This is a genomic window from Diaminobutyricimonas aerilata (assembly GCF_002797715.1).
In the GTDB taxonomy this organism is placed as follows: domain Bacteria; phylum Actinomycetota; class Actinomycetes; order Actinomycetales; family Microbacteriaceae; genus Diaminobutyricimonas; species Diaminobutyricimonas aerilata.
The window spans coordinates 1,648,449-1,662,744 of sequence record NZ_PGFF01000001.1 but is presented as its reverse complement, the minus strand read 5'-3'; the positions used below and the strand labels follow the sequence as shown (position 1 = coordinate 1,662,744).

At 72.0% G+C, this 14,296-nt stretch carries 13 protein-coding genes and 1 pseudogene; 2 read left to right on the top strand and 12 right to left on the bottom strand.

All coding sequences use genetic code 11. From position 1 onward, the window contains the following. Positions 1-26 precede the first annotated feature (26 nt). A complete protein-coding gene (locus CLV46_RS07970) occupies positions 27-611 on the top strand; it encodes a P-loop NTPase family protein (protein ID WP_100364281.1) in 585 nt (194 codons plus the stop codon). 26 nt (positions 612-637) lie between these two features. Here the strand turns inward: CLV46_RS07970 and CLV46_RS07965 are convergent, their stop codons facing one another. After that, entirely contained in the window at positions 638-1,681 is a 1,044-nt protein-coding gene (locus CLV46_RS07965; RefSeq protein WP_100364280.1) for an aminotransferase class V-fold PLP-dependent enzyme, read from the bottom strand. A 71-nt stretch (positions 1,682-1,752) separates the two neighbouring features. Between CLV46_RS07965 and CLV46_RS07960 the strand changes: the two genes are divergently transcribed. Beyond that, entirely contained in the window at positions 1,753-2,703 is a 951-nt protein-coding gene (locus tag CLV46_RS07960; protein WP_100364279.1) for a LysR family transcriptional regulator, read from the top strand. Positions 2,704-2,760: 57 nt separating this feature from the next. Here the strand turns inward: CLV46_RS07960 and CLV46_RS07955 are convergent, their stop codons facing one another. The 11 genes and pseudogenes from CLV46_RS07955 to CLV46_RS07905 form a co-directional block, all read right to left on the bottom strand. Next, entirely contained in the window at positions 2,761-3,897 is a 1,137-nt protein-coding gene (locus tag CLV46_RS07955; protein ID WP_100364278.1) for a cysteine desulfurase family protein, read from the bottom strand. Then, positions 3,894-4,751: a carboxylating nicotinate-nucleotide diphosphorylase gene (gene nadC, locus CLV46_RS07950; protein ID WP_100364277.1), complete on the bottom strand. Its 858-nt coding sequence runs from the start codon at positions 4,749-4,751 to the stop codon at positions 3,894-3,896. The genes CLV46_RS07955 and nadC overlap by 4 nt, the downstream gene beginning before the upstream one ends. Further along, positions 4,745-6,217 (bottom strand): L-aspartate oxidase, encoded by a 1,473-nt coding sequence (nadB, locus tag CLV46_RS07945; RefSeq protein WP_100364276.1) that lies wholly within the window; start codon positions 6,215-6,217, stop codon positions 4,745-4,747. Before nadB ends, nadC begins: the two co-directional genes overlap by 7 nt. Position 6,218: 1 nt before the next feature. Next, positions 6,219-7,487 carry a quinolinate synthase NadA gene (gene nadA / locus CLV46_RS07940; protein ID WP_100364275.1) on the bottom strand — a complete coding sequence of 423 codons (1,269 nt, stop codon included), beginning with the start codon at positions 7,485-7,487 and terminating at the stop codon, positions 6,219-6,221. After that, positions 7,484-8,191 carry an NUDIX hydrolase gene (locus CLV46_RS07935; protein ID WP_100364274.1) on the bottom strand — a complete coding sequence of 236 codons (708 nt, stop codon included), beginning with the start codon at positions 8,189-8,191 and terminating at the stop codon, positions 7,484-7,486. Before CLV46_RS07935 ends, nadA begins: the two co-directional genes overlap by 4 nt. Before the next feature lie 486 nt (positions 8,192-8,677). Next, positions 8,678-9,481 carry an isoprenyl transferase gene (locus tag CLV46_RS07930; RefSeq protein ID WP_100364273.1) on the bottom strand — a complete coding sequence of 268 codons (804 nt, stop codon included), beginning with the start codon at positions 9,479-9,481 and terminating at the stop codon, positions 8,678-8,680. Positions 9,482-9,732: 251 nt separating this feature from the next. Then, positions 9,733-10,458: pseudogene (gene recO, locus CLV46_RS07925) on the bottom strand (DNA repair protein RecO); the annotation flags it as partial. A 107-nt stretch (positions 10,459-10,565) separates the two neighbouring features. Next, positions 10,566-12,092 carry a PTS ascorbate transporter subunit IIC gene (locus tag CLV46_RS07920; RefSeq protein WP_100364272.1) on the bottom strand — a complete coding sequence of 509 codons (1,527 nt, stop codon included), beginning with the start codon at positions 12,090-12,092 and terminating at the stop codon, positions 10,566-10,568. A 52-nt stretch (positions 12,093-12,144) separates the two neighbouring features. Beyond that, entirely contained in the window at positions 12,145-12,417 is a 273-nt protein-coding gene (locus CLV46_RS07915; RefSeq protein WP_100364271.1) for a PTS sugar transporter subunit IIB, read from the bottom strand. A gap of 54 nt (positions 12,418-12,471) precedes the next feature. Next, positions 12,472-12,939, bottom strand: coding sequence for a PTS sugar transporter subunit IIA (locus CLV46_RS07910; protein ID WP_100364270.1), 468 nt, complete (start codon positions 12,937-12,939; stop codon positions 12,472-12,474). Between the two features lie 73 nt (positions 12,940-13,012). Then, positions 13,013-14,197 carry an ROK family transcriptional regulator gene (locus tag CLV46_RS07905; RefSeq protein WP_100364269.1) on the bottom strand — a complete coding sequence of 395 codons (1,185 nt, stop codon included), beginning with the start codon at positions 14,195-14,197 and terminating at the stop codon, positions 13,013-13,015. Between the last annotated feature and the right edge of the window lie 99 nt (positions 14,198-14,296).

Here is a 14,296-nt window from a genome sequence, read left to right as displayed (position 1 = left end):
ACGCCCCTCGCACTACCATCGGGCCCGTGCTCCTCGCCGGCGATCCGCTCCCCCACCGACCGCGCCGCATCCTGGTCGCGGGCGTCTCCGGATCGGGCAAGACGACGCTCGCCCGCCGGTTGTCCGCGGTGACCGGGATCCCGCACACCGAGCTCGACGCGCTGCACCACGGCCCGCAATGGACGCCGCGACCCGAGTTCCTCGACGACGTGCGCCACCTCGCCGCTCGCGACGAGTGGATCACCGAGTGGCAGTACACGTCGGCGCGACCACTGCTCGCCGCTCGCGCCGACACGCTCGTCTGGCTCGACCTGCCGTTCCCGCTCACTCTCGCCCGGGTGGTGCGGCGCACACTGCGCCGCGCCCGCACGCGCGAGGTGCTGTGGAACGGAAACGTGGAGCCGCCGCTGCACACCATCTTCACCGACCGCGAGAACGTGGTGCGCTGGGCGATCTCGACCCGCAACAAGTACAAGGAGCAGGTGCCGGAGGCAGCCGCGGCGCATCCGTCGCTCACGGTCGTGCGGCTGAGCTCACGAGCGGACGTCGAGCGGTGGATGGACGGACCGGTGGCCGACCTCCGACGTGGAACGGACGACGACGGATCCTGAAGGGCGACGGCCCCGACGGGAACGGGTCAGCGCACCGCGGCGACGACGGCGGCGACGTCCGACTCGTCGTTCCAGAGGTGGAACGCGGCCCGCACGCGACCGGCTCGACCCGACGCGCGGATGCCCGCCGCAGTGAGCCGCGCGAGGTCGGCGCCCGTCGGGTCGGGCCAGGTCACGATCGCCTGGTGCTGCTGCGGCACCCCGAGGGCGTCGCACAGCGCGTCGCCGAGTCCGCTCGCGCGGCGCCACACCTCGTCGATGTCGAGCCCGGCGAAGAGCCCGATGGACTGCTCTGCACCGATCCACGCCTGCCAGGCGGGAGACACGTCGAAGCGACGCGCGTCGTGGGCGAGGTTCATCGCGGGGCCGTAGCAGCTCGACCACACGTCGTCCCCCGCGTACCAGCCGGCCTGCGTCGGGGTCAGCAGCGGGAGCATCCGCTCGCTCACCGTGAGGAACGCGACCCCGCGGGGGGCGCACAACCACTTGTACGCGTGGCACACCGTCACATCGAACGGCGACGCGTCGACCGGAAGCACGCCGGCCGCCTGGGTGGTGTCGCAGAAGGTGTACGCGCCGTGCCGCTGCGCGGCCTCGAGGATGGCGGCCGTGTCGGCCACGCGCCCTGTCGCGGACTGGACGAGCGAGAAGACGACGATCCACGTCTCGTCGGTGACGGCGTCCGCGAGTTCCTCGAGCGGCACGGCACGCACGCGCACGCCCGGGCGCTGCAGGAACGGGAACTCGATCGACGAGAAGTCGCCGTCGACGAGCAGCACTTCGGCGCCCTCGGGCACGGCGGCCGCGACGAGGGACGTGAGCACAGAGCTCTGCGAGCCGATCGCGACGCTCGACGCCGGCACGTTCACGAGGTCGGCGTAGGAGGCACGGGTCGCGGCGATCACCGGGTCGTAGCCCTGCGGATCGCGGTCGGCGGCGGCCCAGGCGGCGAGGTCGGCGGTGAGCGCCTCGACCGCGCGGCGGGGCGGCAGGCCGATGGATGCGGCCGCGAGGTAGCCGCGGGGCTCACCGAATTCGGCGATGGCGGAGGACAGTTCGGGCGAGACCATGCCGTCAGCATCTCGCCGGCATGACACATGCCACAAGAACATGTGTGCCATGCGTTCCATAAGCTGGTGTGATGGAAGCGTTGGGTGGACTCGACCTGCTCTCGGTACGCATCGTGCGTGCGATCGCCGAGCACGGCACGATCAGCGCGGCGGCGCGTGCCCTCGGCTACAGCCAGCCGGCCGTGAGCCAGCACCTGCGTCGCGCCGAGACGCGGCTGGGGGCGCCGCTCGTCGTGCGCGCGGGCCGCGGGGTGCGGCTCACCGAGCCGGGCCAGGTGCTCGCGCGGCACGCGGTGGCGATCACGTCGGCGCTGGATGCGGCGGGCGGGGAACTCTCCGACCTGGTCGGCCTGCGGGCGGGATCCGTGCGGGTCGCGGCGTTCCCGACCGCCTCGTCGACCCTGGTGCCGCGATTGCTCGCCCGCTTGCGGGAGCATCGCCCCGGGTTGACCGTGGGGTATGTGGAGGCCGAGCCGCCCGAAGCGATCGGGATGCTGCGGGACGGTCTCGCCGACGTCGCCATCACCTTCGCCTATCCCGGCGATCGGGCCGATCCGCATCGCGCCGACGACACCAGCCTCGAGACGATCGAGCTCTTCACGGAGCCCGTCGTGCTCGCTCTGCCGGCCGACCATGGGCTCGCCGCGCGCGAGGCCGTGGATCTCGCCGATCTCCGCGACGAGGCGTGGATCGCCGGCTGCCCGTTGTGCCGCGGACATCTGCTCGCCGCGTGCGAGGCGGTCGGCATGTCGCCGACCATCCGGTTGGAGACCGACAACGCGGTCGCCGTGCTCAACCTCGTCGCGGCGGAACTCGGCGTCGCACTGCTCCCCCGCCTCGCACTGTCGACGGCCGCGGTGCCCGCCGGAGCCGTCGTGCGCCGCACGGCGCCCTCGAGCGACCGCAGCATCCGACTCGTGACCCAGTCCGGATCGGCTCGCGTCCCGGCGATCGGCGCCGTTCTGCGCGAGGTGCTCGCGCTCGACGGGACGGAGTGGGAGCTCGAGCGCACCGACTCCTGAGCGCGCCCACGGGTGGCGGGACCGCGACGCCGCGGACCGCGACGCCGGCGCGACCGCTCAATGCTGCAGCGCACCCACGCTCTGCACGGACTCGGCGACCGCCGCGACGACGGTCGGCACGTCGACCGCCTCGGCCCCGTCGCCGAAGGTGAACCGCACCGCGGTGCGCGCGGTGTCGGCGTCGAGTCCGATCGCCAGCAGGACCGCCGAGGGCTCGTCGCGACCCGCTGCGCACGCGGATCCGCTCGAGGTCGTCACGCCCCGCCGCTCGAGCTCGAGCAGCACCGCCTCGCCGCTCGTGCGCTCGATCACGAACGACGCGTGGTCCGGCAGTCGCGCCTCCGGGTGGCCGGTGAGGCGTGCTCCCGGCACGGCACTGAGCACGCCGTCGATGAAGGCGTCACGCACGGCGACGACCGCAGCGGGGCGGCGCTCGGCGCGCACGGCGCGTACCGCCTCCGCAAGTCCCACCGCGCCGGCCACGTTCTCGGTTCCGGAGCGGCGTCCGCGCTCCTGGCCACCGCCGTGCACGAGCGGTTCCAGGGCGACCCCCCGGCGCACGAGCAGCGCACCGACCCCCTTCGGAGCGCCCAGCTTGTGACCCGACACGCTCACCGCATCCGCGCCGAGCGCCCCCGCGGACACGTCGAGCCAGCCGGCCGACTGCACCGCGTCCGTGTGCAGGAGCGCCCCGCGGGCGTGCGCGATCTCGGCGACGGCGGCGACCGGCTGCACCGTGCCGATCTCGTTGCTCGCGTGCTGCACGCTCACGAGTGTCGTGTCGTCGCGGACGAGGGCGGCGAGGTGTTCCGGGTCGACGACGCCCCGGGCATCCACCCCGACGATGTCGACGGTGAAGCCGTGGAATCGCTCGAGATAGCGGCACGATTCGAGCACCGCCTGATGCTCGACCGCGGAGACGACGACGTGCCGTCCGCGCGGCCGGGCGAGGGCGAGCCCCTTGACGGCGAGGTTGTCCGCCTCGGTACCGCCCGAGGTGACGACGACCTCCGCCGGCCGCCAGCCGAGGCCCTCCGCGATCGCCGCGCGCGCGTCGTCGAGGGCGGTTGCGGCGCGCTCTCCGAAGCCGTGCGTGCTCGAGGGATTCCCGAACTCGCCGGTGAGGAACGGCCACATCGCCTCGAGCACGCTGCGGCGCACCGGTCCGCTCGCGGCGTGGTCGAGGTAGATCATGCGCCGACCGTCACATCGAGCCCCAGGTCCAGGGCGCGGACGCTGTGGGTGAGTGCGCCGACGGAGATCACGTCGACGCCCGTCTCCGCGATGGCGCGCACCGTCTCCAACGACACGGTGCCGCTCGCCTCGACGATGCACCGTCCGGCCACCCGGTCGACACCGAGCCGCAGGTCTTCCAGCGAGAAGTTGTCGAGCATCACGGTGTCGACGACGCCGGAGGCGAGCACGTCGTCGAGTTGGTCGAGCCGGTCCACCTCCACCTCGAGGTGCATCGTGTGCGGCAGGCGGTTCTTCGCCTCGCGCAGCACCTCGGCGAGCGGGCGACCGGTGGCGGTGAGCACGGCGAGGTGGTTGTCCTTCGCCATGACGGTGTCGGAGAGGGAGAACCGGTGGTTGCGTCCGCCCCCGGAGCCCACCGCGTGACGGTCCAAGGCGCGGAGGCCGGGCACGGTCTTGCGGGTGTCCGCGATGCGTGCGCCCGTGCCGGCGACGGCCTCGACGAAGCGGGCGGTCTCGGTGGCGATGCCGCTCATCCGCTGCACCAGGTTCAGCGCGACCCGCTCGGCGGTGAGCACCGACCGGGCGCGACCGCGCACGACGGCGACCACGTCGCCGGCTACGAGCGGCGCGCCGTCCGGGAGTCGCAGTTCCACGGTCGTCGCGGGGTCCGCCGCGCGCATCGCCGCGGTGAACACCGCTCCCCCGCTGAACACGCCGGCACCGCGGGCGGCGAGCACCGCCGTCGCGGTCGCGTCGGCCGGGATGAGCGTCTCCGACGTGACGTCGCCCCACGGCGCGTCCTCCTCGAGGGCGCTGCGCACGACGCGGTCGATGAGTTGCGGGGTCAGCACGCGGCCACCTCCAGGGGGCGGGATTCGGAGCGGATGTGCGCAGCCGCGTCGTGGCGATGGTGGGCCCCGACGGAGCGCTCGCGACGGAGGGCGGCCCGCGCGGTGAGTCGCGCGAGGTCGAGGAGGTTGCGGGTCTCCCGATCGGGGACGGTGGAGCCGGCGACGTGCGCGGTGTCGAGGCGCGCGATAGCGGCTCTCAGCCCGACCGCATCCCGCTCGAGGCCCAGGTGGTCCCACGCGATCGCGGCGAGCTCGTGGCGTTCGATCGGGATGTCCCCGGCTTCGCGCAGCTGCTCCCGGGCGACGGGCGGACCGCGCCACGGGTCCGCGGACTCGAGCGCCTCGACCACCCGTGCGGCGAACACGAGCCCCTCGAGCAGCGAGTTCGACGCCAGCCGGTTCGCGCCGTGCACGCCGGTGCGGGCGGCCTCCCCCACGGCGTAGAGCCCCGGAACGGTGGAGCGTCCGTGCAGGTCGGTCGCGATGCCGCCCATCGCATAGTGCGCGGCCGGGGTCACCGGCACCGGCTCGCGCGTCCAGTCGTAGCCGTGCTCGAGGCACACTGTGGTGAGGCCCGGGAAACGGCGCGCGAGCCCGGGCACCCCGGTGGCGTCGAGCAGCACCTCGTGTCCGCTCGCCCGGTGGGCGGCGATCGCCCGGGCGACGACATCGCGCGGGGCGAGTTCCCCGTCCGGGTGCGTGTCGACGAGGAACCGGCGGCCGCGCTCATCGATCAGGGTCGCTCCCTCGCCACGCACCGCCTCCGACACGAGCGGACGGCCCGGCACGGCGAGAGCGGTCGGATGGAACTGCACGAACTCGAGGTCGGCCAGCGCGGCGCCCGCCCGCCACGCGGCGGCGACACCGTCGCCCGTCGCCCCCGGCGGATTCGTGGTGTGCGGATACAGGGCGCCCCAGCCGCCGGTCGCGATCACCGCGGCGTCCGCGCGGAGGACCACCTCGTCGCCGCCCAGCAGCAGGCGCACCCCGCTCGCGCGACCGTCGACGACGAACACCTCGTCGAGGAAGGCGTGTTCGATGACCTGCACCGTCGCGCGCCGTACGGCGGCGACGAGGGTCCGCGAGATGGCCGCACCCGTGGCGTCGCCGTCCGCGTGGAGGATCCTCCGGCGCGAGTGGGCAGCCTCCCGCCCGCGCGCGAACCCGGCGCGGTCGCGGTCGAAGGGCACGCCGAGCCCGACCAGCTCCGCGACGCGGTGCGGACCCTCAGAACACAACACGCGCACCGCATCCGGATCCGCCAACCCGGCACCCGCCGCGAGCGTGTCCTCGAAGTGGACGGCGACATCCGCGTCGTCCACCGCCGCGGCGATGCCGCCCTGCGCCCACGCGGTGCTCCCCCCGCCGAGGGCGCCCTTCGTCACGAGCACGACCTCGTGGTGGGCGCTCGCCCGCATCGCGACGGACAGCCCGGCGATCCCCGAGCCGACCACGATGATCCGCATGTCAGCCTCGCGGCTTCGCCGCGAGCATCCGCTCGAGAGCGACGCGCGCGTTCGCGGCCACGTCGTCCGCGACGGTGATGCGGTTGAGCGTCTCGCCCCGCGCGAGCGCTTCGAGCACCCAGGCGAGATAGCCGGGGTGGATGCGGTACATCGTCGAGCAGGGGCAGATCACCGGATCGAGGCAGAAGATCGTGTGCTGCGGGAACTCCGCGGCGAGCCGGTTCACCATGTTGATCTCGGTGCCGATCGCGAAGGTCGTCGGCTCGGTGGCCGCCGCGACCGCCTTGCGGATGTGATCGGTGGAACCGGCCTCGTCGGCGGCGTCAACGACGGCTTCCGGGCATTCCGGGTGCACGATGACCCGCACGCCGGGGTGCTCGGCACGGGCCTGCTCGATCTGGCCGACGGAGAAGCGCTTGTGCACGGAGCAGAAGCCGTGCCAGAGCAGCACCCGCGCGTCCAGCAGCGCGTCGACGTCGTTGCCGCCGAGCGGCTTGCGCGGGTTCCACATCGGCATGCGCGAGGTGGGCACCCCCATCCGCTTCGCCGTGTTGCGGCCGAGGTGCTGATCCGGGAAGAACAAGACCCGCTGACCGCGCTCGAACGCCCACTCGAGCACCGTCTCGGCGTTCGAGCTCGTGCATACGATGCCGCCGTGCTCGCCGCAGAAGCCCTTCAGCGCCGCGGACGAGTTCATGTAGGTGACCGGGATGACCGGCACGCGGCCGTCCGCGTCCGGCTCGGTGCCGTAGAGCTCCTCGAGCTCCGCCCAGCACTGCTCGACCGAGTCCAGGTCCGCCATGTCGGCCATCGAGCATCCGGCCGCCAGATTCGGCAGGATCACCTGCTGCCCGGGCTTCGCGAGGATGTCGGCCGTCTCGGCCATGAAGTGCACGCCGCAGAAGACGATCGCCTCCGCATCGGGCACCGTCTGCGCCGCGTTCGCGAGCTGGAACGAGTCGCCCACGAAGTCGGCGTGCTGCACGACCTCGTCACGCTGGTAGAAGTGCCCGAGCACGACGACGCGGTCGCCGAGCGTCGCCTTCGCGGCGCGGATGCGGTCGTGCAGCTCATCCGTCGAGGCCTGCCGGTACTGCTCGGGCAGGCCGCCCTGGCGCGGCGAGCCGGTCGGGAGCACGTCGCCCATGCTCGCGCCCGGTCCGTAGCCGAGCACCGCGTCCCACGGCTCGCGCGCGAGCTCGGGCGTGCAGGTGGTGCCCGCCGCGCGGCCGGTGCGGATGCGGTCGATGGTCAGCGCGACGGAGGTCACGAGCGGTTCCCCTCGGGTCGGTAGGGCGGGAGCGGGCCGTTGTCGGCGAGCTCGATGGAGGTGTCGTAGCGGTAGAGGCGCGGCGGGCGGTGGCGTCCGCCGGTGACCCGTTCGTCGGTGACGACGAGGGCGTCGCCGGAGAGCATCTGGCGGCGGAAGTTAGCCGGGTCGAGGGCGACGCCGCGGATCGCCTCGTGCACGTGGCGGAGCTCGCTCAGCGTGAACGTCTCACCGAGGAACGCCTGCGCGATCCGGGAGTACTCGACCTTGGTGCGCAGCCGCCACAGCGCGTACTCGACGATGAGGTTGTGGTCGAACGCGAGCTCGGGCAGCTCGTCGGCGAGCACCCACCGCACGTTCTCGCCCTCCGGTTCGCGTTCGATCTGCTCCGCACGCACGAGCGCCCAGTACACGACCGACACGACGCGTCCGGTCGGCGAGCGGTCGACATCCCCGAACGCGTACAGCTGTTCGAGGTAGGCGGGTCGCACGTGCGTGGTCTCGAGCAGGTTGCGCGCGGCGGCGTCGGCGAGGCTCTCGTCGGCCCGCACCCATCCGCCGGGCAGCGCCCACAGTCCCTCGAAGGGGTCCCGGATGCGGCGGACGAGCGGCAACCACAGCGTGCTGAGCCCGGTCTCGGGATGCGGACGCAGGGCGAAGATGACGGTCGACACGGCGAGCGGCACGTGAGCGCGGTTCTGCACGCGGTTCCTCTCGCCGGACGGCACGGCCGCGGTTAAGGTCACTGCGACTCGAAGGAGGCTACCACTTCAGGTGCGTCCGACTCAAACCCCGCACGCGATCCCCCTTCTCCGGCCCGCCCCACACGCCCGCTGCCACCGTGCCGTTGTGCCGCAGTGGTGTCGTGGTGTCGGAAATTCAGGAGTGCCAGTCGGTCAACTCGTTCGCACCCCCGGGATCGCGTGGCCCGCCGCCCGCTCCCACGCGCAAACTCCTGACTTTCCGACAAGCCCGCACTCGAGCGCGTCGTGCGCGGTCCGCGCACGGCCCGTCGTGCGCCTCCTCACCGGGCTCGGGGTGCGTGGAAGAGGCCGGGCCGAGACGTCGGAAATTCAGGAACCGCCACCGGCGGGCGTATGCGCCGCCGCGGAATCACACGGCTCGGCTATCGGGTCGCGAGCGGGACTCCTGAATTTCCGACACGACGGCGGGACCGGGGAGGGCGGGCGTCAGGCGGTGGGGGCGTCGACGGCGGCGCCGAAGCGGCGGTTGCGGGTCGCGTAGATGCGGATCGCCTCCCACAGCTGCTCGCGCGTGAAGTCGGGCCACAGCGTGTCGAGGAACACCATCTCGGCGTAAGCGGACTGCCACAGCATGAAGTTGCTCGTGCGCTGCTCGCCCGAACTGCGTACGAACAGGTCGACGTCGGGCAGCTCGGGCACGTAGAGCCGGCGCTGCAGCAGCTTCTCGGTGACCGCCGACGGCTTCAGCCGCCCGGCCGCGACGTCGTCGGCGATCCCGCGCACCGCGTCGGCGATCTCGTTGCGGCCTCCGTAGTTGACGCACATCGTGAGGGTGAGCGTGCTGTTGTGCGCGGTGAGCCGCTCGGCGAACTGCAGCTCCGAGATCACCGACCCCCACAGACGCGGACGCCGCCCGGCCCACCGGATGCGCACGCCCCACTCGTTGAGCTGGTCGCGCCGCCGGTGCAGCACATCGCGGTTGTACCCCATGAGGAAGCGCACCTCCTCGGGCGAACGCTTCCAGTTCTCGGTCGAGAACGCGTACACGCTGAGGTGCTTCACGCCCACCTGGATCGCGCCCGCGACGACGTCGAGCAGCGCGGCCTCCCCCGCCTTGTGCCCCTCGATGCGCGTCTTGCCGCGGGCGTTCGCCCAGCGGCCGTTGCCGTCCATGACGATCGCGACGTGATCCGGCACGGCACCCCGGGGGAACTCGGGCGGATGGATGCCCGTCCAGTCGAGCGGGACGAAGTCGACCGCATCCTTGTGTGTCTTGGCGACCGGGCTCATCGGGCTCCTGGGATCGGGGCGACCGGATCCGACGCGGTACCGGGCTCGGGTGCAGTGGCCGGTTCGGGTGCGGTGGTGGGTTCGGATGCGGAGGTTTGGGCGGATACGAAGGGCTGGGCGGATGCGGCGGGGTCACCGGACGCGGAACCCCGGTCCGACGGGCTGCTCGCGTCGTGCGGCGCAGGCGCAGCGCTCCCCGCACCGCGGTCGAGCACGACGGGAGCGACGGTCGTACGGGGCGCGGCCGCCGCGGCGGAACGGTCCACGTGCTGGAGCGAGCGCAGCCCGCGCTCGAGATGGAACTGCGTGTACGCCGCGACGATCCCGCTGGCCTGCGCGCGCGTCGCCTCCGGCGCCTGTTCCGCGTGCACCCAGTCCCCGGAGAGCAGGGCGCCGAGCAGGTCGAGTGTCGCCGCGTCGATGCGCGGCGCGCCGGGCGGCGCGACCGCGTCCGCCACCACGCCGCCCATCTGCACGACGAACGCCGAGTGCGGCCCCGGTGCGCCGGTCACGGCGCAGTCGCCGAAGCTCGGGGCCCATCCGGCGATCGAGAGGGCGCGCAGCAGATACGAGTCGAGGGTGAGGCCCGGTCCGTGTTCCCGCCGGGACAGCGAGCGAAGCGCGCCGACCAGCAGCAGGTACTGCTGGAGGCTGCCGTCGTCGTCGGTGAGGCGGTCCGCGGTCTCGACCATCGCGTTCGCGGCGGTGAAGCTCGCGTAGTCGCCGGCGATCATCGCGCCGTAGGCGCCGAGGGATTCGGCCTGCTGGATGATGTCGAGGCTCCGGCCGACGTACAGCTGCGCGTCGACGACCATGAAGGGCTCGAGCCGGGATCCGAACTTCGACGAGGTGCGGCGGACCCCCTTCGCGACGGCACGGATCTTGCCGTGCTGGCGGCTCAACATCGTCACGATGCGGTCGGCTTCACCCAGCTTGTGGGTGCGCAGCACGACGGCTTCGTCACGGTAGGTCGGCACTCGTCGATTATCGCGGTCGCGCCTGGCCGATCGTGGTGGACGGGCCGGAGCGGGCAGGACGGTGCCCCGCGTCCGAGCGGACGCGGGGCACCGTCGTCGGGCGTCGGTCAGTGACGGGCGCCCGACTTGCCCTGGGTCCGGCCACCCGCTGGCCGGTCAGGAGTCGTGGTCGCGGTCTCGGCCCCCGAGCCTTCCGCGAGGAGAGCGTCGCGTCGAGCGCCCGGTACCCAACCGGTGTCGACCACGCGCTTCTGGAAGATCGACGCGCCGACCACGAGCGCCGCGCCGATGAGGACACACACGATGACGCCGATCACGGGGCCGCCGAGCAGACTCACGCCGATCGCCGTGCCGAACCAGCCGAAGTCCGCGTCACCGAAGGTGCTGTTCGCGAAGCCCAGCTCGCCGAAGACGAGCAGCAGCACGGCCGGCAGGATCGTGATGAGCACGCCGTTGACGAAACCGCCGACCGCGGCGCCGATGCGCCCGCCGGTCGCATTGCCGAACACGCCCGCACCGCCTCCGGTGAAGAAGTGGGGCACCATGCCGGGCAGGATGAGCGCGAGACCGAACGCGGGGTTGAGCCATACGGCGATGAGCACGAGCGTCACCAGCCCGCCGAGGAACGAGGCGAGGAAGCCGATGAGCACGGCGTTCGCCCCGAACGGGAAGACGATCGGGATGTCGAGCGCCGGCTTCGCCCCGGGCACGACCTTCTCCGCGATGCCCTGGAAGGCCGGCACGAGCTCGCCGAGCACGGTGCGCACGCCGAAGAGGATGATCGCGACGCCGACGCCGAACTGCAGGGCCTGACCGAACGCGGCCATGATGTAGGCGCCCTGGTTCTCGGAGCCGAAGATGTCGAGCGCCTCGGCGGTCGGCAGCGCGATGAGGCCCCAGATCGCGAAGACGAGGTAGATCAGCACCATCGACAGCGCGGTCGCGACGGTCGAGTCGCGCAGGAAGCGCAGCCCCTGCGGGAAGTTGATCTCCTCCGTGGAGCGGCTGCGGCGTCCGACGGCCTGACCGGCGGCCCCGGCGGCGATGTAGCCGAGGGTGCCGAAGTGCCCGATCGCGATCGTGTCGTCGCCCGTGATCTTGCGCATCCACGGCTGGGCGAACGCCGGCATGACGACCATGATCACGCCGAGCAGCACCGCGCCGAGGATGACGACGAGCCAGCCGAGCTCCTCGCCGAGTCCGACCGAGAGCACCACGGTGAGCAGCAGCGACATGAACACCATGTGGTGGCCGGTGAGGAAGATGTACCGCAGCGGGGTGAACCGGGCCAGGAGCAGCATCACGATGAACCCGAGAACGAGGATGTACGCGCTCTGCGCCCCGTACTGCTCGGACGCGATCGCGGTGATGACCTCGTTGGTGGGGATGACGCCCTGCGCGCCGGTCACGGCGAGGATCAGCCGGCCGAGGGGATCGAGCGAGGCCACTACGACGCCGGCACCCGCGCCGAGGATCAGGAACCCGATGGCCGCCTTGAGGCCGCCGCCGATCACCTGCCCCGCGGAGCGCCGCAGCGCGATGAGCCCGACCGCGGTGATGATGCCGATGAGGTACGCCGGCACGTTGAGGATCTGCTGACCCAGGAAGTCGAGAACGACCACCAACCACTCCATCGTGGGTTCCTTTCTCTATCGTGACCCGGGCGGTGATCCCGCCGGGGATTCCCTACTGCAGTGCGTCCGTGATCTTCTTCGTGATCTCGTCCATGTTGGTGAAGTTCTGGATGACGACGACCTTCGCGGGCACATCCCCGATTTCGTCGGCGAGGTCCTCGGAGGTGAGCACGAGCTGGGCGGTGCGAGCGGCTCCGCGGGCGGTGCCGATGTCCGCCGCCTCGACATCGGCGTCGACGCCGAGCGCGCGCAGGGCCTTCTCGGCGTTCATCTTGAGCAGCACTGACGTGCCGATGCCCATGCCGCACACTGTGACGATCTTCATTGAGTCGGTCCTTCCGGGTGGTCGTGCTCGGTCGTTCGGGTTCGCGGATCCGGCTCAGCCGGTCGCGTCGGCGACGCGGGAGAAGATCTGCACGATGCTCTCCGCGTCGGGGGCGGCGATGAGGTCGGTCACGGCCTGCTCGTCGGACAGCACGGTCGCGAGGGCGGACATCGTGCCGAGGTGCCCGTCGTGGTCGGTGGCCGCGAGTCCGATGACGAGCGACACCGGGTCGTTCGCCTTGTTGCCGAACTCGACGGGGGTCGCGAGCGTCACGATGCTGAGACCGGTGGACAGCACGGCGGGCGACGGACGGGAGTGTCCGATCGCGATGCCCGGGGCGATGACGATGTAGGGGCCGAGTTCCTCGACCGCGGCGATCATCTCGTCCGTGTAGTCGGCGGTGGTGGCACCCGCTCGCACGAGGGCGTCGCCGGCGAGTCGGAGTGCGTCACGCCAGTCGGCGACGTGGGCCCGCGCGACCACGGCGGTCTCGCCGACGTGCACCCGTCCGACATCCGTCATCGCTCGCTCCTTCGCGTATCCGGCCGTGCCGGTTGAGGTGACTGTAGTACGCGACACGATCTTTTGCCTACCACTATGCGAAAGACACGCTCGGCGTGTCGAGGCGGAATGCCGGCTCCTCGCGCAGGGTGCGTTCGACCCGCTCGGCGTCGAAGAGGGCGTCCTGCGCGATGAGCGAGGCGCCGCGCACGCCGGCCTTCGGCCCGAGCCTCGAGGCCTCGATCTGCAGTCCGCGGCGGGAGAACGGATGCGTCGTGCCGAGGATGCCGGCTCGGATCGCGCCGAGGAACCGCTCCCCCGCGCCGGCGAGGTTGCCGCCGACGACGACCGCCTCCGGGTTCACGAGACCGACGACATCGGCGAGGGCCGCCCCGATCAGCTCGCCGCACTCCTCGACCAGTTGGACGACGAGGCGGTCGCCCGATCGCGCGAGCGCCACGATCTCGGCGCTCGTCGAGACCGTCCGCCCGGCCTCCGCGAGTCGATCGCGGATGACGCGTCCGCTCGCGACCTGCTCGAGGCGCACGAGCGGATCGCTCGGCCGCCCGGTGCGCGGGGCGCTGATGGTCCCTGCCCCGCCGCGGGCCCCGCGGTAGACGCCGCCGTTCCAGACGAAGGCGCATCCGATGCCCATGCCGACCTTGACGACCACGAGGTCCCGGTAGCCGGGCCACGCGAGTCGGTGTTCGCCGAGCGCCATGATGTTGACGTCGCGGTCGACGGCGACCACCGCCCGGTCGAGGTACTGCGCGAGGTAGTCCTCGATGCGGATGCCCTCCCAGCGCCGGTCGTTCTGCGGCGTGCCGAGCAGATTGGTGGTCACGTCGACGGGTCCGGGGACGCCGACCCCGACCGCCTTCACGTGCGCGCGGCTGCGCCCGACCCGTGGGAGCAGGAAATCGAACACCTGCATCGCCCAGCTGAAGATCTCGTCGGGGCCGTCGAACAGCCCGATGTCGGCCTCGTCCTCGGTCAACACGGCGGAGCTGAGGTCGGTGACCCCGATCCGCGTGTGCGAACCCCCGACGTCGATGGCGAGGATGACGCCCGCGTCGGCCGCGATCGCGAACTGCTCCGGGGGGCGCCCTCCGCTGCTGCTCTGCTGACCGACGGTCTCGATGAGGCCCGCGCCGAGCAGCTCGTCGAGCCGCCGCGAGAGCGTGACGCGCGACCAGCCGAGGCGGTCGACGAGCTCACGTCGGGTCGTCGCAGCACCGGACCGGATGAGATCGAGCACGACGCCCGGCCCCGTCGACATCGCTGTCACAGCTTCTCTCCAGGTGCGTCGATTGACTTTTGACTAGTCCTATCCCAAAGTAGCGGGATGGTCAATGGTGAGTCATCAGCGGTCCGCGGA